At 64.6% G+C, this 24,018-nt stretch carries 22 protein-coding genes, 1 tRNA gene, 1 other RNA gene and 2 pseudogenes; 11 read left to right on the top strand and 15 right to left on the bottom strand.

The window, feature by feature from the left end:
- Nucleotides 1-6: 6 nt before the first annotated feature.
- Both G6N15_RS07195 and G6N15_RS07190 read right to left on the bottom strand, forming a co-directional pair.
- On the bottom strand, nt 7-408 hold the full coding sequence (locus tag G6N15_RS07195) for a type II toxin-antitoxin system VapC family toxin (RefSeq protein ID WP_083088939.1): 402 nt from the start codon (nt 406-408) through the stop codon (nt 7-9).
- Nucleotides 409-415: 7 nt separating this feature from the next.
- Nucleotides 416-640: an AbrB/MazE/SpoVT family DNA-binding domain-containing protein gene (locus G6N15_RS07190; RefSeq protein ID WP_083088938.1), complete on the bottom strand. Its 225-nt coding sequence runs from the start codon at nt 638-640 to the stop codon at nt 416-418.
- A 136-nt stretch (nt 641-776) separates the two neighbouring features.
- Between G6N15_RS07190 and G6N15_RS07185 the strand changes: the two genes are divergently transcribed.
- Complete coding sequence (locus G6N15_RS07185; RefSeq protein WP_083088937.1) at nt 777-4,085, top strand: helix-turn-helix transcriptional regulator; 3,309 nt, start codon at nt 777-779, stop codon at nt 4,083-4,085.
- On the opposite strand, the gene G6N15_RS07180 is transcribed toward G6N15_RS07185, so the two are convergent.
- Both G6N15_RS07180 and G6N15_RS07175 read right to left on the bottom strand, forming a co-directional pair.
- The gene (locus tag G6N15_RS07180; RefSeq protein ID WP_083088936.1) at nt 4,082-4,936 is read right to left on the bottom strand and encodes a phytanoyl-CoA dioxygenase family protein; all 855 of its coding nucleotides are present in this window, start codon (nt 4,934-4,936) and stop codon (nt 4,082-4,084) included. The genes G6N15_RS07185 and G6N15_RS07180 overlap by 4 nt on opposite strands.
- Before the next feature lie 73 nt (nt 4,937-5,009).
- Nucleotides 5,010-5,165, bottom strand: coding sequence for a hypothetical protein (locus G6N15_RS07175; protein ID WP_163747976.1), 156 nt, complete (start codon nt 5,163-5,165; stop codon nt 5,010-5,012).
- A 251-nt stretch (nt 5,166-5,416) separates the two neighbouring features.
- On the opposite strand from G6N15_RS07175, the pseudogene G6N15_RS07170 reads away from it, so the two are divergent.
- The 4 genes and pseudogenes from G6N15_RS07170 (at nt 5,417) to G6N15_RS07155 (ending at nt 7,218) form a co-directional block, all read left to right on the top strand.
- A pseudogene (locus tag G6N15_RS07170) lies at nt 5,417-5,805 on the top strand (PPOX class F420-dependent oxidoreductase).
- A gap of 24 nt (nt 5,806-5,829) precedes the next feature.
- Nucleotides 5,830-5,970 carry a hypothetical protein gene (locus tag G6N15_RS07165; protein WP_163747862.1) on the top strand — a complete coding sequence of 47 codons (141 nt, stop codon included), beginning with the start codon at nt 5,830-5,832 and terminating at the stop codon, nt 5,968-5,970.
- Between the two features lie 62 nt (nt 5,971-6,032).
- Nucleotides 6,033-6,581, top strand: a pseudogene (locus tag G6N15_RS07160) (type 1 glutamine amidotransferase domain-containing protein); the annotation flags it as partial.
- 337 nt (nt 6,582-6,918) lie between these two features.
- Nucleotides 6,919-7,218: a GlsB/YeaQ/YmgE family stress response membrane protein gene (locus G6N15_RS07155; protein WP_083088934.1), complete on the top strand. Its 300-nt coding sequence runs from the start codon at nt 6,919-6,921 to the stop codon at nt 7,216-7,218.
- A gap of 71 nt (nt 7,219-7,289) precedes the next feature.
- Here G6N15_RS07155 and G6N15_RS07150 read toward each other — a convergent pair whose 3' ends face one another.
- The 3 genes from G6N15_RS07150 to G6N15_RS07140 form a co-directional block, all read right to left on the bottom strand.
- Entirely contained in the window at nt 7,290-7,682 is a 393-nt protein-coding gene (locus G6N15_RS07150) for a nuclear transport factor 2 family protein (RefSeq protein ID WP_083088933.1), read from the bottom strand.
- A 184-nt stretch (nt 7,683-7,866) separates the two neighbouring features.
- Nucleotides 7,867-8,514: a cutinase family protein gene (locus G6N15_RS07145; RefSeq protein WP_083088932.1), complete on the bottom strand. Its 648-nt coding sequence runs from the start codon at nt 8,512-8,514 to the stop codon at nt 7,867-7,869.
- A gap of 86 nt (nt 8,515-8,600) precedes the next feature.
- The gene (locus tag G6N15_RS07140) at nt 8,601-9,230 is read right to left on the bottom strand and encodes a cutinase family protein (protein WP_083088931.1); all 630 of its coding nucleotides are present in this window, start codon (nt 9,228-9,230) and stop codon (nt 8,601-8,603) included.
- A gap of 128 nt (nt 9,231-9,358) precedes the next feature.
- On the opposite strand from G6N15_RS07140, the gene G6N15_RS07135 reads away from it, so the two are divergent.
- The gene (locus G6N15_RS07135; RefSeq protein ID WP_083088930.1) at nt 9,359-9,817 is read left to right on the top strand and encodes a DUF5078 domain-containing protein; all 459 of its coding nucleotides are present in this window, start codon (nt 9,359-9,361) and stop codon (nt 9,815-9,817) included.
- A 527-nt stretch (nt 9,818-10,344) separates the two neighbouring features.
- Here G6N15_RS07135 and G6N15_RS07130 read toward each other — a convergent pair.
- Together G6N15_RS07130 and G6N15_RS07125 are read right to left on the bottom strand one after the other, a co-directional pair.
- The gene (locus tag G6N15_RS07130) at nt 10,345-13,251 is read right to left on the bottom strand and encodes an MMPL/RND family transporter (RefSeq protein ID WP_083088929.1); all 2,907 of its coding nucleotides are present in this window, start codon (nt 13,249-13,251) and stop codon (nt 10,345-10,347) included.
- Nucleotides 13,248-13,679: an MmpS family protein gene (locus G6N15_RS07125; protein ID WP_083088928.1), complete on the bottom strand. Its 432-nt coding sequence runs from the start codon at nt 13,677-13,679 to the stop codon at nt 13,248-13,250. The genes G6N15_RS07130 and G6N15_RS07125 overlap by 4 nt, the downstream gene beginning before the upstream one ends.
- A 458-nt stretch (nt 13,680-14,137) precedes the next feature.
- Between G6N15_RS07125 and G6N15_RS07120 the strand changes: the two genes are divergently transcribed.
- Nucleotides 14,138-14,476, top strand: coding sequence for a DUF732 domain-containing protein (locus G6N15_RS07120; protein WP_083088927.1), 339 nt, complete (start codon nt 14,138-14,140; stop codon nt 14,474-14,476).
- Between the two features lie 19 nt (nt 14,477-14,495).
- Here G6N15_RS07120 and G6N15_RS07115 read toward each other — a convergent pair whose 3' ends face one another.
- The 3 genes from G6N15_RS07115 to G6N15_RS07105 all read right to left on the bottom strand — a co-directional run bounded on the left by G6N15_RS07115 (nt 14,496) and on the right by G6N15_RS07105 (nt 16,570).
- Nucleotides 14,496-15,569 (bottom strand): NAD(P)H-dependent amine dehydrogenase family protein, encoded by a 1,074-nt coding sequence (locus tag G6N15_RS07115; RefSeq protein ID WP_083089823.1) that lies wholly within the window; start codon nt 15,567-15,569, stop codon nt 14,496-14,498.
- A gap of 43 nt (nt 15,570-15,612) precedes the next feature.
- Nucleotides 15,613-16,404 carry a hypothetical protein gene (locus tag G6N15_RS07110; RefSeq protein WP_083089822.1) on the bottom strand — a complete coding sequence of 264 codons (792 nt, stop codon included), beginning with the start codon at nt 16,402-16,404 and terminating at the stop codon, nt 15,613-15,615.
- Nucleotides 16,405-16,484: 80 nt separating this feature from the next.
- Nucleotides 16,485-16,570 (bottom strand) — tRNA-Ser (locus G6N15_RS07105).
- 56 nt (nt 16,571-16,626) lie between these two features.
- Here G6N15_RS07105 and ffs point away from each other — a divergent pair.
- From ffs to G6N15_RS07090, 3 genes are all read left to right on the top strand, one after another.
- Nucleotides 16,627-16,721: signal recognition particle sRNA small type (gene ffs / locus G6N15_RS07100), an RNA gene on the top strand.
- Between the two features lie 74 nt (nt 16,722-16,795).
- Nucleotides 16,796-18,073, top strand: a complete 1,278-nt coding sequence (locus tag G6N15_RS07095; protein WP_083089821.1) for an aminotransferase class I/II-fold pyridoxal phosphate-dependent enzyme — start codon at nt 16,796-16,798, stop codon at nt 18,071-18,073.
- A gap of 179 nt (nt 18,074-18,252) precedes the next feature.
- Complete coding sequence (locus tag G6N15_RS07090) at nt 18,253-19,983, top strand: DNA polymerase III subunits gamma/tau (protein WP_083089820.1); 1,731 nt, start codon at nt 18,253-18,255, stop codon at nt 19,981-19,983.
- Between the two features lie 15 nt (nt 19,984-19,998).
- On the opposite strand, the gene G6N15_RS07085 is transcribed toward G6N15_RS07090, so the two are convergent.
- Entirely contained in the window at nt 19,999-21,321 is a 1,323-nt protein-coding gene (locus G6N15_RS07085) for a class I SAM-dependent methyltransferase (protein ID WP_083089819.1), read from the bottom strand.
- Nucleotides 21,318-22,697 carry an FAD-binding oxidoreductase gene (locus tag G6N15_RS07080; protein ID WP_083089818.1) on the bottom strand — a complete coding sequence of 460 codons (1,380 nt, stop codon included), beginning with the start codon at nt 22,695-22,697 and terminating at the stop codon, nt 21,318-21,320. Before G6N15_RS07080 ends, G6N15_RS07085 begins: the two co-directional genes overlap by 4 nt.
- Nucleotides 22,698-22,778: 81 nt before the next feature.
- On the opposite strand from G6N15_RS07080, the gene G6N15_RS07075 reads away from it, so the two are divergent.
- Nucleotides 22,779-23,216, top strand: a complete 438-nt coding sequence (locus G6N15_RS07075) for an SRPBCC family protein (RefSeq protein WP_083089817.1) — start codon at nt 22,779-22,781, stop codon at nt 23,214-23,216.
- Here G6N15_RS07075 and G6N15_RS07070 read toward each other — a convergent pair.
- Nucleotides 23,213-23,974 carry an Rv3717 family N-acetylmuramoyl-L-alanine amidase gene (locus G6N15_RS07070; RefSeq protein WP_083089816.1) on the bottom strand — a complete coding sequence of 254 codons (762 nt, stop codon included), beginning with the start codon at nt 23,972-23,974 and terminating at the stop codon, nt 23,213-23,215. The two genes, G6N15_RS07075 and G6N15_RS07070, sit on opposite strands and share 4 nt — an antisense overlap.
- Nucleotides 23,975-24,018 lie beyond the last annotated feature (44 nt).

Below are 24,018 nucleotides of genomic sequence, written 5' to 3'. Positions count from 1 at the left end.
TGACGTTCACGGCGAGATCAGCTCGAGGCGGCCAAAGAACGACCGATAGCGGCGGGGATCGCGCGTCAGTAGCGCACGTCCGGTCACCGCGGCGTGGGCACCAATGTAGAAATCCGGCAGCGGCGAGCGCTTCTGGCCTCCCCGTCGCCGATATTCGATGAAGCATTTGCCGGCCAGAAAGGCCGCTTCCCATGGCAAGGCCTCGCGTTGAAGCTCCACTGGCAATGCCTGCTCGAGTTCTTCGATCCGCTCAAAGCCGATTGAGACCTCGGCATAGACGATCGGATTGATCAGCGTTGCCCCACGGTCAAAGGCGTTGGCAAGCCGCACCTCAGACCAGTCACACCAGCGGGGGTCCTCGGTGAACAGATCGAGCAGCACGTTTGAGTCGACGAGCGTACCGGCCACCGGCGAGCTATTCGTCGCCGCGGGTGAGCGCCATGATCTCGTCGGTACTCATCGCGACCGTGCCGCGGCGGCGCATCCGACGGGCAATCGTCTTGCCCCGGGCGGTCTCGGCGCGCACTAGCCGGGCGCCACGCTCGTCGAGTTCAAACTCGACCTCGGAGCCCGGCTCGATCCCGAGCTTGCGCCGCACCACTAATGGAATCGTTACCTGGCCTTTACTCGTCACCCTCATATGAGCCAGCCTATCAAATGGTAATACCATGTGGTAATACCAAAGTTATCGAGGTGGGGGCCATAGTTTACAAAGCCGCGCTCTAGAACACACTTCTACGCGTTTTTGCCGATGTTTTGCGGCCCGTGGTGGCCGCATGGTGGCTAGCATGAGCGAACGCGCGGACACACCGCTGCTGAACTGGAGCGAGTTGGGCGTAAGCGGGCTTCTGCCCACCGGCACGGTGACGCTGCTGTTGGCAGACGTCGAAGGCTCCACGCGGCTGTGGGAGACGCAGCCTGAGGAAATGACGGACGCGATCGCGCGCTTCAACCAAGTCGTGTGCGATGTCGTCGCGGCTCATGAGGGGGTACGCCCGGTCGAGCAGGGCGAGGGCGACAGCTTCGTGGCGGCATTCGCCCGGGCCTCGGATGCGGTGGTTGCGGCGTTGGAGCTGCAACGTGCCCCGTTGGCGCCGATCCGGTTGCGCATCGGTGTGCATACCGGCGAGGTGCAGCTGCGCAATGAGGGCAACTACGCGGGCCCGACGATCAATCGGACGGCGCGGCTACGCAATCTAGCCCACGGCGGTCAGACCGTATTATCTGCGACCACAAGCGATCTGGTGGTGGATCGACTGCCGGACGGTGCATGGCTGACCGATCTGGGCACCCATCCGCTGCGAGACCTGCCGCGCCCCGAGCGGGTGGTGCAACTATGCCACCCTGACCTCCGCAACGACTTCCCACCGCTGCGTGTTACCAAGACCGTTGCTTCCCAGCATCTTCCCGTGCAGTTGAGCAGATTTGTCGGCCGCGATGCGGAGTTGGCTCAGGTGCGGGAATTGTTGGCGCACAACCGGCTGGTCACTTTGACGGGCACCGGAGGGGTGGGCAAAACCCGGTTGGCGGTGCAGATCGCGGCCCGGCTGGCCGAGGAGTTCGCCGACGGGATCTGGTATGTGGATCTGGCGCCGATCACCGATCCCGACGTGGTGCCTATTGCGGTGGCCCGCGCATTGGAGTTACCCGATCAACCGGGCCGCTCCACGATGGACACCCTCACCCGTTTCGTCGCCGACCGGCAGATGCTATTGGTGTTGGACAACTGCGAGCATCTACTGGATGCCAGCGCGGCAATGGTCGTTGCTCTGCTGGGCGCAGGTCCCGACGTGACGGTGTTGGCTACCAGCCGTGAGGCGATCGGGGTTGCCGGTGAAGTCGGTTGGCGGATGCCGTCATTGTCGCTGGCCGATGAAGCCGTCGAGTTATTTGAGGACCGGGCTCGACGTGTTCGGCCCGACTTCGCTGTCTGCGATGACAATGCCGCGACGGTCAAGGAGATCTGCACACGCCTCGATGGCTTACCTCTGGCGATCGAGCTTGCTGCGGCACGTGTGCGCGCCCTATCGCTGGATGAGATCCTCGACAGCCTGCACGACCGATTCCGGCTGCTGACCGGTGGTGCGCGGACCGCGGTGCGCCGCCAACAGACCTTGCGCGCCTCGGTGGATTGGTCGCACGCGCTCTTGACCGAACCTGAGCGGGTGCTCTTCCGTCGACTGGCAGTTTTTATGGGTGGATTCGATCTCGACGCCGCCCAAGCGGTAGCCGGATCCGGTGATGTGGAGCGCTTCCAGGTTCTGGACCTGCTCACCCTGCTGGTAGACAAGTCCCTTGTCGTGGCTGAACACGCCAGTGGCGCAACGCGATTCCTTTTGCTGGAAACGGTGCGCCAGTACGCCCAGGAAAAACTCGTAGAGTCCGGCGAGGCCGACACCGTGCGGACGCGTCACCGTGATTACTACACGGCGATGGCCGCCCCGCTTGACGCGCCAGCAGGCAGTGATTACGAACAGCGCCTTGAGCAAGCCGAAACCGAGATCGATAACCTGCGCGCTGCGTTCGCCTGGAGTCTGGAGAACCACGACATCGAGCCGGCGTTGGCGTTGGCGTCGTCGCTGCAGCCACTATGGCAAGCGCGGGGTCGCGTCCGGGAAGGGCTGGCCTGGTTCGACGCCGCGCTTAGCGATCTCGACGTCCAGCGCGCGGAGGTGGTGCTCGCGGTGCGGGCGCGGGCACTCGCCGACAGGGCCGTGCTCGGCGTCTGGTTGGGCGATGCCGACAGCCCGGATCAGGCCCAGCAGGCCCTGACGATCGCGCGCGAGATCGATGACGCGGCGCTGCTGGTACGGGCGCTGACCGCCTGCGGCATTGTCGCCGCCCTCAGCGCCGAGGCGGCCGGGCCGTACTTCGCCGAGGCGATCGGCCTGGCCCGAGATTTGGGCGACCGATGGCGGCTTAGCCAGATTCTCGCCGGGCAGGCACGCGCAGCGAACCACGCCGCTGACCCGCTCGCGACGCGCGCGCCCGCCGAAGAAGGACGCGACCTCGCCGATGCCATCGGCGACCGGTACAACTCGCGCATATGCCGCTACTGTCTCGCTTGGGCACAGATACATCAGGGCGAACTCGCCAGCGCGGCCACACAACTCGCCGACCTGCTGGCCGACGCCCGCGCCGCCCACGATGGGCTCATGGAGCTGCAATGCCTCGGGGGCCAGGGCGTCGTGCTGGCGTTGCAAGGTGAAGTGGCCGCGGCCCGAGCCGCCGCCGAGGCGGCCGTCAACGCTGCCGCCGAGGTTGGCGGGGCGTACGCAGCCTACGGATACGCGGCGCTGAGTTTCTCGGCCATGGCCGGCGGCGATGCAGCGGCGCTGCAGGACGCGGCCGACGCCTGGCCGCAAGTGACTACCCTGCCGCAGATGGCGGCGCTGCAGCGCACGTACAGTGCTGCGGCCGCGCTGGCGGGCGGGGATCTGGTCGCGGCCCGCCGCTGGGCCGACGCTGCCGTGTCGACCTCCTGGGGCGGCTTCCAGGCGGCGGCGCTGTTGATGCGCGCCCGCGTTGCGATCGCAGCGGGTGAGTTTGAGCAGGGCGAACGTGATTCACACGAGGCTCTCTCGCTCGCGGCGAGCACCGGTGCGCACCTGAACGTTCCTGACATCCTCGAATCTCTCGCCGCTCTCGCCGGCGAGGCCGGCAGCCACCCCGAAGCGGCGCGGCTTTTCGGCGCAGCACAGGCAATCCGGCAGCGTATGGGCTCGGTGCGCTTCAAGATCTACGACTTCGCCGACGAAGCCACGGTGGCACTGCGAAATACCATGGGCGACAATGACTTTGAAGCCGCCTGGTCAGAGGGTGCGGCATTGTCCACCGAGGAGGCGATCGCTTACGCGCAGCGCCGCCACGGTGAACGCAAACGGCCCGCCAGCGGCTGGGCCTCGCTCACCCCGACCGAACGTGACGTCGTACGACTGGTCAGCGAAGGACTGGCCAATAACGATATCGCCACAAGGCTTTTCGTCTCTCCACGTACCGTGCAGTCCCATCTCACCCACGTCTACACCAAGCTCGGCCTGAGCTCCCGCGTGCAGCTCGCCCAAGAAGCGGCCAGGCACGTCTAGGGTTGGTCCAACAACCGCAGCGGATGCAAGCCGTCGACCGCGCCGACGAACGGCGGATGGATGCTGTAGCCCAGCATGCGGCGAATGTCGTCGGACACCGCTCGAGCGATCTCGCGTGATACCGACAGCGTGAAGGCCTCCATCGGTCGCAGCCACGGCTGGCAGTATTGCGCGGTGACGGCGAGGCGGTCGCGCGCAGTAGTGTTAGCCCCTCCGCCATGCCACAACGTGCCGACGAAGAACACGCACGAACCGGCGGGCATCACGACAGGTAACGCGGGATCGTCTGGGCCCGGCCGCCGCTTGCCCCAACGGTGGCTGCCCGGGTAGAGAACTGTGGCCCCGTTGTCCGCGGTGAAGTCGTCGATCGCCCAGATCGTCGCGGCGGCCAACGGCTCCCGGGGACGGGGGATCGGGTAGAACCCGTCGTCGTGGTGAGCCAGCTGCGCGGACTCGCCCGGTTGAATGTTGATGGCCTGCAACGCGGAAAGTAGGTAGTTGGGCATCAGCAACCGGTCGAGCACGGCCAGCACCCGCGGATGATCGACAAGCCGGTCGCACAGCCGGGTCCGGCTCAGCACGCTGTAGACGCGCTGAGTGCGCTTGCCCTCGAACGAGTTCCGCCCGGTGTGCCCCAGCCAGGGCCGCACAACGTCACGAATCTCCCGGCAGTCTCCGGCGCTGAGTAGGTTCTCCCAAATCACGTAGCCGTCGCGGTCCAAGGCCGCCATGTCGGCATCAACAACCGATGGGTCGACGGAGGCCCCGCTGCTCGGTGTCCACTTGTACCGTTGCGCCAGATCGCCTCTGAGGTCCTCCAGCGTTGTCACGGATTCGTCGTCGACGTTCATCTGTGCTCGTCCTATCCCGCTGGCACATCGACGGTACCACCGTGGCCCGCTTCAGCGGGTCGTGGTCTTTCAGTCAGCGGTCTGATTGCTCGATCTCGTCAAGCTGCCTGTCGATGTCTGCCAACTCCTTCGCCAGGCGGCGCATCTCGCGTGCGACTGCTGCGCGACGCTGCTCAAGCTGTGCGCGGCGCTCTTCGCGCCCCGTGTCGTTGTGCGCGTCTGCCTGCATGGTGTCGCCCCCTGGTCCGGCTCTGAGGTTGCCGACTACCCGCAGTGTGTACTGACTGCACCCAGGTGGCCACCTCGCGTCGAGGCTGAGAGCACAACTGACGACCAACTGACACCTGTCTGTGACCGGCTATCACACAGCGGTATCGACTGCTTCTGGATCGAGCGTGTCGGCTAAGACTGGTGCCACGCGCGAGACAGTAAATAAAGCGCGACCGGGACACACCCCAGTCACGGAAAGGAACGAGAAAGCTGGCTCTCAGTTTCAACGACGTCATCCAATCCAAGTACCTGCTCTTGACGACGTTCACCAAGGATGGACGCCCCAAGCCCACACCCATCTGGGGCGTGCCGGACGGCGACCGGCTCCTCGTCATACCGACGATTACTCGTGGAAAGTCAAGCGAATTCGCAACGCTCCTAGAGTGACGATCGCCAAGAGTACGGCGTTGGGCAAACCCAAGGGCGAACCGGTCGAAGCGATCGCCCGGGTCCTACCGAAGTCGGAAACCCGCCACATCTACAACGCCGTACTCAAGCGGTACTGGTATCACGCATGGTGGTTTTACGCGCACTCGATCGTGCGCGGCGGCATCGACAGGGTGCACGTCGGCATCGAGGTCAAAGCGGCCGGGAGTTAGCGCCCGGCTGTCACCATGGGTGATATGGCCACCGCGATTATGGTGACGCTCGCGCTGGTGGGGCTTGGCATCGCGATCGATCAGCTGGCTCGGCTGAGGAAGTGGTTGAACAAGCCGTCCTCTGACGGACAAGAAGTCCCAAAGCCTCCTGAGCGGACCGACTGAGCGGCTGCAGCGGAGAACCCGCACGCCGTGTGCCGAGGCGTGGGGCCGGGTACCCGCAAGCCATGCCCAACATGCGCCGGCTTCAGGGCCGCAAAATTGCCATCCTCGCCGCTGACGGTTTCGAGAAGATCGAGCTCGTCGTTCCGTTGCGGGCTCTGCAGTTGGCGGGCGCCAAGGTCGACGTCGTCTCGTTGCGCCACGGGCGGATACGTGGTGTCAATCTGCATATGCCGGCCACCCGGGTCGGCGTCGACAAGACCGTCAGCGAAGCCCATTCCGGCAACTACGACGGGCTGCTGTTGCCCGGTGGCTTCATCAACCCCGACCTGTTGCGGCAGTCAGCGCAGGCGCGGGAGTTCGTGCGCGGGTTCGCCGAAAGCGGCAAGCCGATTGTCACGTTGTGCCACGGGCCCTGGGTGTTGGCGTCGGCGGGAATTCTCAACGGGCGGACTCTGACCTCCTGGCCGGGAATCCGCGACGATTTGGTGAATGCCGGCGCCACGTGGCTCGATCACGAGGTCGTTCGCGACGGAAATCTGGTCACCAGTAGAGGCCCGCAGGACATGGCGGCGTTCGTCCCCGCGATGCTGGACACCTTTGACGCCAAGACCCCGCTGCAGCCGGCGGCCTCCGGTGGGCAGGGCGAGTCCGATCCGCAGCTCAGCGCTCCGCCCGCCGTGGCGGTGGCCGCGCTGAGATGGCTGCCCAAGCCGTCTGCCGTCGCGGCGCTCACCGGCGTCGGTGTGGCCACCTACGTGGGGCTCGCCCTCAACTCGCCATTGGTGAAGATGTTGTCCGCTGTGCCGCGAGCGTTAACCGGACGGAGGCGCGACGCAAGGGCCTGAGGCCACGAACGGCCACTCTCACGCGACGTTACAAGGCAGCCACTACGGGGAACACATGTTGAACAAGGCGCTGGATCCAGGCGCCGTTACGACAGGAGCTGCAATGATCGGAGCAATAATTCTCGCCATCATCGTGGGCGCCATTATCGGTGTGGTGGCACGTCTCATCATGCCGGGCAGGCAGAGCATCGGCATGATCATGACGGTGCTGATCGGTGCCGTGGGTGGCTTGATCGGCTCGGCGGTGGCCAGTGCGTTCGGCTATCACAACGCCAATGGGGGCATCGCCTGGATCCCGCTGATCATCGGGGTCGTCGTCGCCATCATCCTCATCGCGGCTTACGAGGCAGTCACGGGCCGTCGCCGTGGCGGAACGCCTCTTGGTGGGTCGCGCAGGCTTTAACGCGAACGTCTAGCCACATGGACCGGCCCGTCATCCGAATGGATGACGGGCCGAATCCGTGGGCGCAGCTCCTAGCCGGCCACCACCTGCTTCTTGCCGTACACCCGCTCCATCATTGCCGTGTCGGTGTGCACCTGCGCCCGCACCACTTTGTCATCGCGCAGCGTGAACACATCGGCGTCTTGGCCACTTTCCGCGCCAACGGTGATGTCGGTAAGGGCGACGACCAGATCGCCGTCAGCCAAAAAACGGCGTGGCGTGACCCGCAACGACTTCTCGGCGAACCGGGCCAGCAGTTGGCCGAGTTCGCCTTTGCCGTGGTGGGTCCCGCTGATCGCGCTTTCGCCCGGCTGGATCCACTCGAGGTTGTCGTCGAATAGGTTCATCAGCGTTTCGACGTCGCCTGCCGCGAATGCGGCATAGCCGTTTTTGACCAGCTCGATGTTGTGCTCTTGCGCTGACATGTCCAGACTCCCTTCGTGCACACTGCGTTGTTGAGGCCGCGCTCGGCTTGGCCGGTCGGGGGAGTCGCAGCACAGCTCTCGGATCAGTCATACCGTTCGCCGCCGCACTGAATGTAGGCCTGCGCGCATCGGTTTACCAATGATCCGCACGAATGGGGTAGTCGACTACTCGCCCGGTCAACCACTATGTCGATGACGGCTGCAGCCGACTGGCAACAAATGTGGCGGCTTGGTCTGGCATTCCGGACTGGACATACATCAGGTGGGGGACCATGTTTCCGCCTTCGGCGCAGATGATGTCGTCGGGAATGCACAAGTCGATGGTCTTGGGGCGATACGCGGAGTTGACCGCCGGGATTTGACCGTTCGTCAGCGAATTCGCGTAGCTACTCGACGGGTTACCGAAGAGAGCGACTGCAGCGACATGATCGGCCGGCTGGGGCGGCAGCTGGTTGCTGACCAGGTCCATCACGCCCGCGCCCTGCGAATAGCCACCAAGCACCACTTTGGTGTTGGGACAAGTCGCCACGGTGTTCTGAACATGAGCGCTGGCGTCGCTGGCACCGGCCAACGCGCTGTTGACGTAGTCGTTTGTCGCCGGGTAGTTGACCGGGTAGACGCCGATGGATTGCCCCGGGAGTTGGGACTGGAGCGAGTCGACGAACGCTTGGCCCACCCCACCAAGTCCGGGGGGCTCGCCGGTGCCACGAGCGAACACCACCTCACTGTTGGGGCATTGGTCCGCTTGAGCGGGCGGCATGGTGGCGCTGACCAGTGCCCCAGCTGTCACCACAGAAGCAGCGAGCATGCGAGCGATTTCGCGGACAGTCATCTCTGCATGCTGACACACCCGTGGTGTTCGCCGTGACCCGATGGCTGGTAAGACATGGACGCCGACAAAAGTAACCGCCTTAGCGGTCAGAGCCGACCAGCGGCGAACGAAGCGGCCTCGTTGGTCATGCCCGATTGGATGTACGCGACGTGCGCAGCGGGATTTCTGCCCTCCGAACAGATCGGGTCGTCGGCGACGCACAAGGCGATGGTCTTGGGCCGGTACAGGGGGCTGATGGTGGGGAGCCGGCCGCCGCCCAGCGTCCTGGCGAACGTGCTTTCCGGATTGCCGAACAGCGCCACCGCGGCGACGTGGTCGGCCACCTGGGGCGGCATGGAGTCGGTCGCCAAGTCGATGACACCCGCCCCTTGCGAATATCCGCCCAGCACCATTCGAGTGGCGGGACAGCTCGCAGCCATGTTTTCGATATGACCCCGTGCGTCACCGGCACCGGCGTACGAGCTGCTGACGAACGCGTCGGTCGCCGGGTAGTTGACCGCGTAGACGCCGATTGACCGCCCACGTGCTTGCGACCTCAGTGAGTCGATGAACGCCTGGCCGACCGCGCCGACGCCGGGAGGCTCGTTGGTGCCGCGCGCGAACACCACCTCACTGTCTGGGCAGGGATCGGCTACCGCACCAGTCGCGGTGGTCAGCAGCGCGCCAGCCGTCACCGCGGCAGCCGCAACGAGGCACGCGATGATCCGCGCACTCATTTCTCGATGCTGGCATACCGCCAGCGCTTGTCGGGCCTGGTTGGCAGGACCTGGTGGTCGGGTACTATCGCCTGACCGATTCCCCGAGACAGCGCAAAGGGCTTTGTCCGGGCGTTATAGTAAACGGCATGCGTCGCTATTACCGGAAACCCGTTCTCTGCGCGGGCGCGGCTGTGCTCGCCCTCGGCCTCGCCGCGACGGCCCTACCGGGGCGCGCCGCAGCGGACTCCACAGATGACTACCCGATACCTCGGAGAATGATCAACACTACGTGCACGGCCGAGCAAATACTGGCGGCCGCCAGAGACTACGCTCCGGTTTATTACGAGCGGTACATGAACGACTACCACAATCACCAGAATTTCCAGCAGGCGGTCCAAGACAAGGCGCACTGGTTCTTCTCATTGTCGCCCGCGGAGCGCAGGCAGTACTCGGACCACTTGTACGAACCGGGTGTGCGCGATCCTATGTCGATCCAGTGGGTTAACAACTTCAAGATTTTCTTCAACAATAAGGGCGTTGTCGCGAAAGAAACCGACCACTGCGCCGAGTATCCACCGGGTGACATGTCGGTGTGGGACTGGTAGCGGAGTCGCCAGTTTATCCGCAGATCGCCGGCGGCTCAGCTATTAAGCTCTAGTGAGCGGTAACCTACCGGCCCTAGGGGATTCCGCTTGACGCTGTTTTGCGGTTGGCTGTGTTGAAGAAGTATTTAGCGGCCGGGATAGAAGGCGTTGGCGCGGTTATTCTCCGGGGGAGATGAATTTCTGTCGGCGGTGACCGGCGGTGATGAGTGTCCCGCACGCAGGAGAAGGGGCGGCCATGGATAAATTGGCGCTCGATCCGAAAGCGGCGAATCCTTTGCCCCACCGTAAGTTTCGCGGCAGAGGGTTCGACGTCGCGGTCACGATCCCGGCATGATCCGGCGTGCAAGGCGACCGCTGCGACCGGTCATCTAAACCCTAAACAGAACCTCCGGTCCCCGGAGCGGTCAGAACAGCCGCGCCAGGAGATCACCGTCGGCCTCGAAACGCACCCGCGAGGCGGTTCGGGTAGTCGACACTAGCTCCCGAGCGGTAGCGCAACGGCTGCTGTCATAGCGCAACGGCTGCTGTCACGGCGCATCCGCCAGAAGCTGGCGTACCACCGGACGCGGTGGGTATGGCCGAAGCAACTGGCTGGCCGGCCGAACGCGGACCCGTTGCGGCCACCAGAACCAGCGGCCGAGCAGCGCGGCGATGGACGGCGTCATGAAGGAGCGCACCACCAGCGTGTCGAACAGCAGACCAAGGCCGATGGTGGTGCCGACCTGGCCGATGACACGCAGGTCGCTGATCACCATGGACATCATGGTAAAGGCGAACACGAGGCCGGCCGACGTGACAACAGAGCCGCTACCGCCCATCGCGCGGATGATGCCGGTCTTCAGGCCCGCGTGGATCTCTTCTTTGAACCGCGCCACCAGCAGCAGGTTGTAGTCCGAACCCACCGCCAACAGGATGATGATCGACATCGCCAGCACCATCCAGTGCAGATCGAGGCCCACGATGTGCTGCCAGATCAGCACCGACAGCCCGACCGCACTGCCCAACGACAGCACCACGGTGCCGACGATGACGGCCGCCGCGATGATGCTGCGCGTGACGACCAGCATGACGATGAAAATCAAACACAGGGAGGCTACCCCGGCGATGATCAAGTCGTATATGGCGCCGGTGGACAGGTCCTTATACATCGGTGCGGTCCCACCGAGGTAAACTTTCGATCCCTCCAATGGTGTGCCCTTGATGGCTTCGTGCACGGCGTGTTTCATCGGTTCGACGGTCGAGATACCTTCGGGCGACGCGGGATCACCCTCATGGAAGATGATCATCCGGACCGCGTGGCCGTCGGGCGACAGGAACATCTTGATCCCGCGCTTGAAATCGGGGTTGGTGAAGGCTTCCGGCGGCAGATAGAAGCTGTCGTCGTTTTTGGCATCGTCGAACGCGTGGCCCATCGCCTGCTGATCTTTCATCATCTCTGCCATCTGATCCTGCATGCCGCCCATGGTTTGCTGCATGGTTAGCTGCATGACACGCATGTTCTTCATCGTGGCGATCATTGGCGGCATGATCGTGAGCATCTGTGGAATCAGCGTGTCCAGGCGGTCCAAGTCCGGCATCAGATTCTGAATGTCATCGGTCAACGTGTCGATGCCGTCGAGCGCGTCGAATATGGATCGAAGCGACCAACAAATCGGGATGTCGTAGCAGTGTTTCTCCCAGTAGAAATAGCTACGGATAGGCCGCCAGAAATCGTCGAAATTCGAGATTTGATCTCGCAATTCCTGCACGTCGCCGACCATACCGTGAAATTTGGTGACCATGCTGTGCGTGGTTTCCGACATCTGTCTGGTGATGTCGAGCATCTTCTCCATGCTGTTGATCGTGATCTGCATTTCCTCACCCATCCGCAGCATGTCTTTCATGCGGTCCTGCATGTACTTCATGTTCAGCTGCTGGGTGGTGCCCTGCATGCTGATCGCGAACGGGATCGACGTGTGGTTGATCGGGGTCCCCAGCGGTCTGGTGATGGCCTGTACGCGTCCTATGCCGGATGTCCGGAAGACCGCTTTGGCCACTTTGTCGATGACGAGAAAATCGGCCGGATTGCGCATGTCGTGGTCGGTTTCGATCAGCAGCATGTCTGGGTTCATTCTCGCCTGCGAGAAATGCCGGTCGGCTGCCGCGTAGCCCAGGTTCGCCGGGATGTCGCTGGGCATGTAAATGCGGTTGTCGAAGCCTGCTCGGTAGCTGGGCAACATCACCAGGCCGACCAACGCGACCGCCACTGCCGCCGCCAGGACGGGTCCGGGCCAGCGCACGATGGTGGCACCGATCTTTCGCCAGCCGCGGATCCGCATCGCCCGTTTCGGTTCTAATAGACCGAAATGACTCGCCACGACGACGACCGCGGCTCCCAGGGTGAGCGCGGCGAAGACCACGACGAGCATGCCGATCGCGAGCGGGACGCCAAGTGTCTGGAAGTACGGCAGCCGGGTGAAGCGCAGGCAGAAGGTGGCGCCGGCAATCGTCAGGCCCGACCCGAGGATCACGTGGCTCGTCCCACGGTACATCGTGTAGAACGCCGTCTCTCGATCCTCGCCGAGGGTGCGGGCTTCCTGGTAGCGGCCGAACAGAAAAATCGCGTAGTCAGTGGCGGCGGCGATGGCTAACATCACCAGCAGGTTGGTGGCGAACGTCGATAGCCCGATGAGCTTGTAATAGCCGAGGAACGCCACCACACCGCGGGCCGCTGCCAGCTCGACGAAGACCATCGCCAGCACCAGCAACACGGTGACGATCGACCGGTAAACGCCCAGCAACATGACGATGATCACCAGGAAGGTGAGCGCAGTGATCATTTTCAGGCTTCGGTCGCCGGCTATGTGCTGATCGGCAAGAAGTGGGGCTGCCCCGGTGACGTAGGCCTTCACCCCCGGCGGTGCCGGAGTATTCTTGATGATGCTCTGCACCGTCTCGACGGATTCGTTAGCAAGACTCTCGCCCTGATTCCCGGCCAGGTATACCTGGACGTAGGCAGCCTTCCCGTCGGGGCTCTGCGAGCCCGCTGCTGTCAGTGGGTCGCTCCAGAAGTCTTGGACGTTCTCGACGTGTTTCTTGTCCGCCCGCAGTTTGGCGACCAGTCCGTCGTAGAACTTGTGGGCCGCGTCGCCGAGTGGTTGCTGGCCTTCCAGCACGATCATGGCCGAACTGTCCGATTTGAACTCACGGAAGTCGCTGCCCACGCGCTTGATGGCGATCATCGACGGCGCGTCCTTGGGGCTCATCGACACCGAGCGCATCTGGCCAACCGTATCGAGCTGCGGCACAACCACATTCAGGATGACGGTGACCCCGACCCAGACGAGGATCAGCGGTACTGCCAGCCGACGGATCCACTGCGCCAGACGCGACTTAGCCGCTTCGACAGGGGCCGGCAAGACATCGGTCGGTTGCTCGGTTGCGTCGGCGCTCATGCGGACTTCACTATGCAGAAGGTTTCGGCGTTCACGCCGTTTCGGATCCTTTCGTCCTTGACCACACCGTCGACGGTGATACGGCAGCCGATGGTGTCGCTATGGCCTTGCGCCACAATGTTGGGGCTCACAGCAGGGTCGGTTGTCTTTAGCGTGAGCGACCACGGCAGGGGTGCTGAGTCCACCCGCTTGGGGTCGGCACTGAGGTCCAGGTAGTTGATGTCGGCCACCGTGCCGTCGGGGCTGAAGATCTCGTAGACCACCACCTTGGGGTGGAACGGCTTAGTGTCCTGGAATTCGTTGCTGGGGCCGCCGAACGTGCCGTGTGCACCGAAGTACCCGTGGACCCGGTACACCGTGAATCCGCCGACGGCGATGACTACCACGATGAGCAACGGCAGCCATACACGTTTGAGAAAGCTAAACATCGGAACTGTCGCCCCTCTCGTCGCTAGCCTCAATGGCCAACGCTGACGCCCGTGCCGCAGATGTTCCCAGCGCCTCTTGAGCCGTTCGGCGACACCGTGGCGCCATCAGTGCCCAACAGATCCTCCGGCGCACCAGTAGGCCTGCCGACATGCGCGGCTGCCACGGAAATACGACCTCAGCAGCCGAGTCGGCCATGGTTCCCTAACCGCAGCGCCAGGCCTCGTGCCATGTCGAGTGCCCTCCTTACTGACGACATAGATTAGTCGGCCTAATGTACCGATATCATAGGTTAGCGAGGCTAATGTCCCCCATAATGGGACAGGTGGGTAACGACGCTTCGAATCACCGTACGACGCAGGCGGCTACGACGACTCTGAAGGTGTCGTCGATTAGGGACCGGCGGTCTTGCCGCATGCGACGGCATTACGGGTCGAATGCGGAGCGTACGATCCAGCGCATGAAGGCAACCAGGCTGGCGTTCGTCGCCCTCGCCGCCGCGGCCATCGCTTTGGCTGCGCCGGCACACGCGGACGTCGACACTGATTTCGACAACCAGCTGCAGACCTACGGCATCTACGGCCCGCACGACTACAACCCGTACTTGGCCAAGATCGCCTGTCGGCGCCTCGGTGACCATGTGGATCCCGACGCTGCCGCATCGTCTCGTTTCTTGATGCACAACCTGCCGCGGGGCACCACCCAGGTTCAGGCGTACCAGTTCCTCGGCACTGCCATCGGTTATTACTGCCCCGACCTGGCAGGGGTCATGCAGAACATTCCACCCGCGCAAACTTGATCACCTCTATACCCCGCCGCTAGACGGCTGGCCGGCAAGCCGGCGCAACGACGCCGTGCGGCAGCGTCAACGGCAGGTCGTTATATGTGGCGATGCCCGGCGCCGCGGCGACGATGGCGGGGATCGCGTTGATGGTGGGCATCGCCGTCATGATGTGCCCGAGCGTCATGAAGTCGGCGATCGTCTCGGCCTGGAAGTCCGGTGGCGGCAAGAACCCGACGGTGGTTTTCACCGTTGGCCGCCCGTCGATGTGGATGACCCAGCCGTCTTGGTCGATTTTCCAGTCCGGCTCGAGGGTCTGGCCCTTTCGCCACCGGACGTTGAGCTCGACGACGGTTTTGCCGCCCACGATTCCCTGCCAGCTCGCGTAGACCCCGGCGACGCATCCGGCCGCGATGGTCCAGGAACCGAGGTCGAGGTCGGCAGTGGTTTGCGCATACTCCGCCTCGCAGCGCGCCTCGTCGAGCTCGATCCCGAGCGCGTCGCCGACCAGCCGCACCGCCTCACCGAATACCGCCGTGCCTTGCGCCGTCATTGCCGGAAGCTCTGGGTGGTCGATCGGCTTGCCGAACCCGACCGGCAGTTCGGTGGCCGGCGAATCGTAGAACGTGGTGTCGGCGGCCTCGTTGACCGTGACCTTGTCCACCCGGTCGCACACCATGGCCGACACGATTGCCAGCAGCTCGGCGAATCCGGGACTCACCCCGGAGCCGAAGATCGTCGATCCGCCTTTGCGGCAGGCTTCGGCGATACGCTCGCGGCCCGGGCCTAAGTTGTGCCCAGTGATGAACGAGGCCGTCGTCACCACGTTGACGCCCGCGGACAAGATGCGTACCAGCTCGCCGACGTCGATCCACATCGGGTTGTAGACGACGCAGTCGGGTTTCAGCGCCAGCAGTGCGTCGACGTCGTCGGTGGCGGCGACGCCTACTCGGTCGATGCCGCACAACTCTCCGACGTCGCGGCCAACCTTGTCGGGTGAGTAGGCATAGCAGCCGACGAGTTCGAATGCCGGGTTCGCGGCGATCGCCGCCACGGAGCTTTTGCCGACATTGCCGGTGGTCCACTGAAGCACGCGATAGCTGTTTGGCACTCGCTCAGCATAGGCCTACTAGCGGTTGCCGGAGTCGGCGGAACTAATCTTCGACGGCAACTCCGCCGCGCGAGCGTCGGCGCCGGCGCGACGACGATTTACCCGCGGGGCGCCGGTTGCGCAAACCGCCTCTGGGCGCCTCCGCCGCGACGGTGTCCTCAGCGCTTGGGAGTTCGTCGGCTGCGGAATCCTCGGCGGCCGGCTCAGATTCGTCAGCGTCGGTTTGGGCCTGGACAGTTTCGCAGGTCTCGGCGACCTCGGTGGCGTCGGCTTCCTCGGTGGCCTCGGCTTCCTCGCTCTCGGCCGCCCCTGCCTCGGCCTCGCCCGCCTCGGCTTCTTCGTCCTTGCGGCGCTTCTTGCGACGACCCCGCCGCTTGGCTTCCTTCGGCTTGATGGGCTTGGGCGGCGGTGGGGGCAGCTCGGCGACGAACGACAGGTAGAAGGAGAAGATGCCCAGCAACGCGATGGCCGCGGCGGCTCCGTAGATCGCGAACAAATATTGACCGGCGGCGTCCAGGCTGAGCCAGATTTCGCTGATCGCGGTGCCGACGATCAGCACCCCGGCCAGCACGTGTGCCACGATCGACCAGGTCCGCAAGGACAGCGCGAGCTGTGGGGTGCCGTACTCCGGTTTGCGGGTACGCAACAAGGTGAACACCACCGGCAGCGCGGTCAGCCCGATCAACACACCACAGCCGATGCGTGCTGCCGTGCCGAGGGCGTGGGGCGTCTTGCCCATGAGCTCGTACCAGCGAGGGATGGCGAAGAAGAAGTAGAGTGCGCCGGCAGCGATCCAAGACGACGCGTGCCACAGCACGGCTACTTTGCGCCCCATACCCCTCCTCAAGCTGAACCCGGTCCAAGGGCGGCCAAACGCCGACCCATCGTGCCTGGCCGCACCTCGGACCGCGTGCGCGGAGGATGCGGGATTTGAACCCGCGAGGGCTGTTAACCCAACCCGCGTTCCAGGCGAGCGCCATAGGCCACTAGGCGAATCCTCCTCGGTCATGGTAGCTGCCTGGCGGCAATTACCACGGCTTCGGGGTACTACACTCGCGGTGGACCCCGCGCGGCGTCTATCCTGTGAACTCCCCCAGGGCCGGAAGGCAGCAAGGGTCAACGGGCTCTGGCGGGTGCGCGGGGTCCCCCCAGGTCGGTCTCGACCGCTCGGCCCGACCCAGCACCGATCCCACTGGCCCACGGCATTCGACGGTGAAAGGCGTACGGTGTCGTTCCATTCGCTCAGCCGTGAGGAGCTGACGGCTCTGCACGCTCGCCACCAGCAGGACTATGCCGAACTGCAGGCGAAGAAGCTCGCCTTAGATCTCACGCGCGGCAAGCCATCGGGCGAGCAGCTCGATTTGTCCAATGCGCTGCTGAGCCTGCCGGGAGACGACTACCGCGACGAAGAGGGTACCGACACCCGCAACTACGGCGGCCAGCACGGCCTGCCGGGACTGCGGGCCATTTTCAGCGAGCTGCTCGGCATCCCGGTGCCCAATCTGATCGCCGGCAACAACGCCAGCCTGGAGATGATGCACGACGTCATCGTGTTCTCGATGCTGCATGGCGGCGTCGATTCGCCGCGGCCCTGGAAAGACGAACCGACGGTCAAGTTCTTCTGCCCGGTCCCCGGATACGACCGACACTTCGCGATCACCGAGACCATGGGCATCGAGATGATCCCGATCCCGATGCGCGAGGACGGCCCGGACGTCGACCTGATCGAGGAACTCGTCGCCGTCGATCCCGCCATCAAGGGAATGTGGGCGGTGCCGGTGTTCTCCAACCCCACCGGCATCACCTACTCGTGGGAAATAGTTCGCCGTTTGGTCCAAATGCGCACGGCAGCAAGCGATTTCCGGCTGTTTTGGGACAACGCCTATGCGTTGCACACCCTGACCCTGGACTTTCCGCGCCAGGTCGACGTCCTGGGCCTGGCCACTGCCGCCGGTAACCCCAACCGGCCGTACGTCTTCGCATCCACGTCGAAGATCACCTTCGCCGGCGCCGGTGTGAGCTTCTTCGGCGGCTCACTGGGCAACATCGCCTGGTATCTGCAGTACGCGGGCAAGAAGTCGATCGGCCCTGACAAGGTCAACCAGCTGCGCCACCTTCGCTTCTTTGGCGACGCCGACGGGGTCCGCCTGCAGATGCTGCGCCACCAGCAGCTTTTGGCGCCGAAATTCGCGCTGGTGCTCGAAATCCTGGACAAGCGGCTGCGAGACTCCAAGATCGCCTCGTGGACCGAGCCCAAGGGCGGTTACTTCATCAGCCTCGACGTGTTACCCGGTACAGCGCGACGCGCGGTGGCGCTGGCCAAGGACGCCGGTATCGCGGTCACCGAGGCGGGCGCGTCGTTCCCGTATCGAAAAGACCCGGACGACAAGAACATTCGGATCGCGCCGACATTCCCGCCGATTCCAGATCTGCGCGACGCCGTCGACGGGTTGGCGACATGCGCGCTGCTGGCCGGCACCGAAGCCCTGTTGAGCCGCAGCTAGCGCAAAATCGGCAGAAATCGCGCCCCGTGCATTCGCACTCGACGCGCTGGATGCACACTCGACGCCCGCCTAGACCCAATGGGGCCTCACCGTCGTCGGACGGCTCGGTTTGATGGCCCGCCTCCTCCTCGGACACTCTCGGGTCCGCATCGTCAGCGGGCCTAGGTAGCCTGCTGACCGTGGCCCTCTACCGCAAGTACCGCCCGGCAACCTTCGCCGAGGTGGTGGGCCAGGAGCATGTCACCGAGCCGCTGTCGACTGCGCTGGCCGCCGGGCGGATCCATCATGCGTATTTGTTTTCCGGGCCGCGCGGCTGCGGCAAAACATCGTCGGCCCGCATCCTGGCCCGCTCGTTGAATTGTGCGCAGGGACCGACGGCCAAGCCTTGCGGCGTCTGCGAATCCTGCGTCGCGCTGGCGCCCAACGGGCCGGGCAGCATCGACGTCGTCGAACTCGACGCGGCCAGCCACGGCGGCGTCGACGACACCCGTGAGCTGAGGGACCGGGCTTTCTACGCACCGGCCCAGTCGCGCTACCGAGTCTTCATCGTCGACGAAGCGCATATGGTGACCACCGCCGGGTTCAACGCGTTGCTCAAGATCGTGGAGGAGCCGCCCGAGCACCTCATCTTCGTCTTCGCCACCACCGAGCCGGAAAAGGTACTGCCGACGATCCGGTCGCGCACTCATCACTATCCGTTCCGGCTGCTGCCACCGCGCACCATGCGAGCTCTCCTCGAGCGGATCTGTCAGCAGGAAGGGGTGACGATCGACGACGCGGTGTACCCGCTGGTGATCCGGGCGGGTGGCGGCTCACCGCGCGACACGCTCTCGGTGCTCGACCAGTTGCTCGCTGGCGCCGACAGCAACCGGGTGACATACCAGCGTGCGCTGGGATTGCTCGGAGCCACCGACGTCGCGCTGATCGACGAGGCGGTGGACGCGCTGGCCGCCGAGGACGCCGCGGCGCTGTTCGGTGCGGTCGAAGCGGTGATCGACGCCGGCCACGATCCGCGGCGGTTCGCCACCGATCTATTGGAGCGGTTCCGCGATCTCATTGTGCTGCAATCGGTTCCGGACGCCGCCGCTCGCGGGGTGGTCGACGCGCCCGAAGACGTGCTGGACCGGATGCGTGATCAAGCGGCGCGGATCGGGACGGCCACGCTGACTCGCTTCGCGGAGGTGGTGCAGGCCGGGCTCGGTGAGATGCGCGGCGCGACGGCACCCCGGCTGCTGCTGGAAGTGATCTGCGCGCGGCTGCTGCTGCCGTCGGCCAGCGACACCGAGTCGGCGCTGCTGCAACGCCTAGAGCGGGTCGAGAACCGGCTGGAAATCTCGATTCCTACCAGCGAATCACCCAAGCCGTCTGGGCGGCCACGCGAGGCGCCTCAGGTGCGTACCCCGCCCCAACCCAAGCGCAGGGCGCCGGAATCCGTGCACAAGCCGCCGGAACCGGTGCAGGCTGCGCCGGCGACAACTCCGGGCGAACCGGGCGCGGCCGCGGTCCGGACCATGTGGCCGACTGTGCGCGACAAGGTGCGTCAACGCAGCCGCACCACAGAAGTGATGCTGGCAGGCGCCACCGTCCGCGCGGTCGAGGGCAACACGCTGGTGCTGACCCACGAATCGGCGCCGCTGGCTAAGCGGTTGTGCGAGCAACGCAACGCCGACGTCATCGCCGAAGCGCTCAAAGACGCGCTGGGCGTGGATTGGCGGGTGCGCTGTGAGACGGGCAGCGCGACCCTGACAGAAACACCGGCTGCCGAGCCGGATCCGGCTCAGCGCGCCGAAGAAGAGAGCATGCTCGCCGAGGCCGGCCGCGAAAGCGCACCGGAACGCCGCGATCCGGAAGAGGCCGCGCTGGAGCTACTGCAAAACGAACTGGGCGCCCGCCGCATCGACAACGGCTAGGGCTGGATTGCCCGGCTAGGGCTGCCACCACGGTCGCAGCGGCAGGCCGCCGTCATGACCGTATCGGTCGGGCTTGACCGCCAGCACATGGTGCAGCTGAATCTTGTTCTGCTCGAACCCGACTCGCGACGCAGCCATGTACAAACCCCAGATTTTCGCGATGGGCAGTCCGACCTCGGCCACGGCCTCGTCCCAGTGCGCGACGAGGTTACGGCACCAGTCACGAAGCGTCATCGCGTAGTGGTTGCGGAAGTTCTCGTTGTGCAGCACCTCGAAGCCGACCTCTTGGATCTCGGTGATGATGCGGCCCGAGCCGGTCAGTTCCCCGTCAGGGAAGACGTAGCGGTCGGTGAAGCCGCCGCCTCGGAAGGTCGATCTGTTGGAGTGCCGGGTGATGCAGTGGTTGAGCAGCAACCCGCCAGTGCGCAGCTTCTCCTTGAGGAACCCGAAATACGCCGGGTAGTTGTTGACGCCGATGTGCTCGGTCAGCCCGATCGACGAGACGGCGTCGAAACCGCTTTCGCGGACATCGCGGTAGTCGGAGTGCCGCACCTCGGCCAGCTCGCCCAGGCCCTCTTCGTCGATCTTGCGTTGCGCCCACTTCGCCTGCTCGGCCGACAGCGTGGCACCGATGGCGCGCACGCCGCGACGGGCGGCGTAGCGGACCATGCCGCCCCAGCCGCAGCCGACATCGAGCAGCCGGTCACCCGGTTGCAGCCGCAGCTTGTCGAAGATCAGCCGGTACTTGTTCTCCTGTGCTTCTTCGAGTGTCGCGTCCGGGCGGGGGTACACCGCGCAGGTGTAGGTCATCGACGGACCCAGCACCCACTCGTAGAAGGTGTTCGAGACGTCGTAGTGATGGTGGATGGCCTCGGCATCGCGGGTTTTGCTGTGCCGCAGCCCCTCAGCGAGCCGGCGCCAGCGAGGGAGTGCTTCCTGCGGCGGCGGCGCGACGGGCACCAAGCGTTCGACCCCTATCGAGCGGACGATGTTGGCCAGCAACCGCGGCGAGGGCCGCTTGAAGTCGAGCTTTTCCGCCATCGTTTTGAGCAGCTCATACGGGTCCCCGGGGTGAACACCGTGCAGCTCGAGGTCGCCGGAGACATAGGCGCGGGCCAAACCCAGCTCACCAGGAGCGGTGGCCAGATAGGTGGTGCCGCGGGGCGTCAACAGATCGAGGCCCAGTGTGGCGTCGTCGGGTCCGGCGCTGCTGCCGTCGTAGGCGGTGAATTTCAAGTGGCTGCCCTCGGTCAGGATCGCCAAGATCTGGGCCAGGGTCAGCTTGCCATTGACGGGAGCGTGTGCCCCTGCCTCTTTGGTCTCCCTAATTGCTGTCATCGTCGTTGCACCGCCTTCGCATAGAGGTCGAGGAGACGCGAATCGGGGTCGTAGGTCTTCTTTACCGTCTTGTAGGCCTCGCCGCCGTAGAGTTCGTCGAATTCCTCGCGCGTGTAATAGGAGTCCGAATACAGCGATTTGTGTCCGTCCAGCTCGCCGACTTTGGCCTCGATCAGTCGATTCGTGGCGCCTTCGGTCGCGCCCGCCGGCACCGACGACCAGAAGCCGACGTTGACGTAGGTGCGGCCCGGCCGGATCGGATACAGCGGCCAGCCTTCCTGGTCGCGTAACCGCAACGGGCACAGCCAAACCGGCGTGATCGGCACATTTTCGAGGAACCACGCCAAGAACTCCTCGGTCCGCTCGATCGGCACCTCAATGTCTTGCACCACCCGCTCGCGCGGCGGGTGACCTTTGCGCTTCTCGATCCGGTCGGCGATCCCGACCCGCCGGTCGAGGGCCACCAACTTCCAGTAGAAGCTGCTGCGCCGGTAGCGCCGCGGCCACCAGCGTCGCACCCGTGGATTCTGCGCGCCGAATGAGCGTGAGCACCAGAACCAGTCGGTGTCCCAACGCCAGAAGTAGTCGTGAATCGTCAGCCGGTCCTCTTTGATGCCGGCATCGTGCTGGATTGAGCGGTAGTAGATCTGCTGTCCGGTGTAGTCGCTGACGGGTCCCGGTGTGGTTGTCCGCACGCCGACACACAGGTAGCTCTCGTCGGCGGTGAACACCACACCGTCGAGATAATCCACGGGGACACCGTCAAATCCGCCGGTGTCGATGATCCGGTCCATCGCTGCCACCAGCTCGGCCAGCGAATGGAATCGGACGTGGCGCAGCGCCACGAACGGCTTGACCGGCTCCAACTCGATCCGCAGCCTGGTCGAATACCCAAGTGTCCCATAGGAATTCGGGAAGGCACGGTAGAGGTCGGCGTGCTCGTGTGCCGACACCGTGAGCAATTCACCGGCGCCGGTGAGGATGTCCATCTCCAGCACCGACTCGTGGGGCAGACCGTTGCGGAACGACGCCGATTCGATACCCAAGCCGGTGACCGCCCCGCCCAGCGTGATGGTCTTCAGTTGCGGCACGACCAGCGGCGACAAGCCGTACGGCAGCGTGGCCGCAACCAGATCCTCGTACGTGCACATGCCTGCCACGTCGGCGGTGCGGGCATCCGGATCGACCCCGATGACGCCGGTCAGCCCTGACGTGTCGAGGCCCGGTGCGTCGCGTTTGACGCGTGCACGGAACAGATTCGACGTGGGCTTGGCGAGTCGGACGGACGCCGTAGCGGGGATGGAGCGATAGCTCGCCAACAACCGCTCGACCCCCGCCCTGTGAGCCTCCAGTGCGGCTTCGGGAACAGGCACCACATATACCCTAGTCCCCGACAGCGGTCGTCGCAGCGTCACACGCGTAGTGTCAGCACATCCACAGCAGAGGAGTCTTGCCTGATGGGACAGGTCAGCGCCGCCAGCACCGTCTTGATCAACGCCAAGCCGGAAGAGGTCCTCACCGCCGTTGCCGACTACAAGAACGTCCGCCCGAAAATCTTGTCCTCGCACTACCGCGACTACCAGGTGCTGCAGGGCGGTCAGGGGCAGGGCACGGTCGCCAAGTGGAAGCTGCAGGCCACCAAGTCCCGGGTACGTGACGTGCAAGCCAGCGTCGACGTCGCCGGCCACGCCGTCATCGAAAAAGATGCCAACTCGTCGATGGTCACCAACTGGACGGTGGCTCCGGCAGGGCCGGGATCCAGCGTCACCATCAAGACCACCTGGACCGGCGCCGGTGGCGTGAAGGGGTTTTTCGAGAAGACGTTCGCACCGTTGGGGCTCAAGAAGATTCAAGCCGAGGTGCTGGCCAACCTGAAGCGGGAGCTCGAAGGCTAGCCGGCCTTGCCCTGGCTGGCCAGAAAACCTGCGATGCCCTTCACGACGGCGTCGGCGTACTTCTGCCTGCCGGAGGGGGATTCGATGAGCACGGAGTCGGCCGGATTTTTCATGTTGCCCAACTCGACGAGCACTGCCGGATATTGCGCCAGGTTCAGCCCGGCGAGATCCGAACGCCCGTAGAGCCCGTTTTGGCCGATGTAGTTGGCCGGCGGAATTCCGGAGCTTTGCAGTTGGTCGCGCATGATCTGCGCTAACTGCACCGACGGGCCGGCCTGGGCCTGGTTGAGCGGCGGCGCCGAATAGTTGACGTGGAAGCCGCGCCCGGTCGGCGGACCGCCGTCGGCGTGGATGCTGACGATGGCGTTGGGGTGCAATGCGTTGGCCATCTCGGCGCGTTGGTCGACGCATGGGCCGACCGAGGTGTCGTCGCCGCGCGACATGGCGGTTCGCGCCCCCAATGCGTTGAGCGCGGCGCGGATCCGCAGGGTGGTGTCCCAGGTGAAGGTGTGCTCGGGATAGCCGCTGTTGGTCGACGTTCCGCTGGCTTGGCAGTCTTTGGTGCCGCCGCGGCCGTTGGATACCTGACGGCTGATGGAGGCGTCGTTGGCTCCGTTGTGGCCGGGGTCGAGGAACACGATCATGCCGGCGATGTTTGCGGGGACCGCCGTCGCCGCCGGAATCCTCAATGCCGAGAGGATGAGCAGTACACCGCTGGTGATCGCAAACCCGACACGCAGGCAAACTCGTATGCGCACCGCGCCACGGTAGCCCGCAGCCGTCTAGGCTTGGAGTTTCGAAC

Origin of the sequence: Mycobacterium noviomagense (assembly GCF_010731635.1) — a bacterium.
GTDB classification, from domain to species: Bacteria; Actinomycetota; Actinomycetes; order Mycobacteriales; family Mycobacteriaceae; genus Mycobacterium; species Mycobacterium noviomagense.
This window is presented reverse-complemented; position numbering and strand designations above follow the sequence as displayed.

Coding starts and splice junctions, on each gene's coding strand:
- G6N15_RS07190 (WP_083088938.1), bottom strand. CDS start 640: ATGAGGGTGACGAGTAAAGGCCAGGTAACGATTCCATTAGTGGTGCGG.
- G6N15_RS07185 (WP_083088937.1), top strand. CDS start 777: ATGGTGGCTAGCATGAGCGAACGCGCGGACACACCGCTGCTGAACTGG.
- G6N15_RS07180 (WP_083088936.1), bottom strand. CDS start 4,936: ATGAACGTCGACGACGAATCCGTGACAACGCTGGAGGACCTCAGAGGC.
- G6N15_RS07175 (WP_163747976.1), bottom strand. CDS start 5,165: ATGCAGGCAGACGCGCACAACGACACGGGGCGCGAAGAGCGCCGCGCA.
- G6N15_RS07165 (WP_163747862.1), top strand. CDS start 5,830: ATGGCCACCGCGATTATGGTGACGCTCGCGCTGGTGGGGCTTGGCATC.
- G6N15_RS07155 (WP_083088934.1), top strand. CDS start 6,919: ATGATCGGAGCAATAATTCTCGCCATCATCGTGGGCGCCATTATCGGT.
- G6N15_RS07150 (WP_083088933.1), bottom strand. CDS start 7,682: ATGTCAGCGCAAGAGCACAACATCGAGCTGGTCAAAAACGGCTATGCC.
- G6N15_RS07145 (WP_083088932.1), bottom strand. CDS start 8,514: ATGACTGTCCGCGAAATCGCTCGCATGCTCGCTGCTTCTGTGGTGACA.
- G6N15_RS07140 (WP_083088931.1), bottom strand. CDS start 9,230: ATGAGTGCGCGGATCATCGCGTGCCTCGTTGCGGCTGCCGCGGTGACG.
- G6N15_RS07135 (WP_083088930.1), top strand. CDS start 9,359: ATGCGTCGCTATTACCGGAAACCCGTTCTCTGCGCGGGCGCGGCTGTG.
- G6N15_RS07130 (WP_083088929.1), bottom strand. CDS start 13,251: ATGAGCGCCGACGCAACCGAGCAACCGACCGATGTCTTGCCGGCCCCT.
- G6N15_RS07125 (WP_083088928.1), bottom strand. CDS start 13,679: ATGTTTAGCTTTCTCAAACGTGTATGGCTGCCGTTGCTCATCGTGGTA.
- G6N15_RS07120 (WP_083088927.1), top strand. CDS start 14,138: ATGAAGGCAACCAGGCTGGCGTTCGTCGCCCTCGCCGCCGCGGCCATC.
- G6N15_RS07110 (WP_083089822.1), bottom strand. CDS start 16,404: ATGGGGCGCAAAGTAGCCGTGCTGTGGCACGCGTCGTCTTGGATCGCT.
- G6N15_RS07085 (WP_083089819.1), bottom strand. CDS start 21,321: ATGACAGCAATTAGGGAGACCAAAGAGGCAGGGGCACACGCTCCCGTC.
- G6N15_RS07075 (WP_083089817.1), top strand. CDS start 22,779: ATGGGACAGGTCAGCGCCGCCAGCACCGTCTTGATCAACGCCAAGCCG.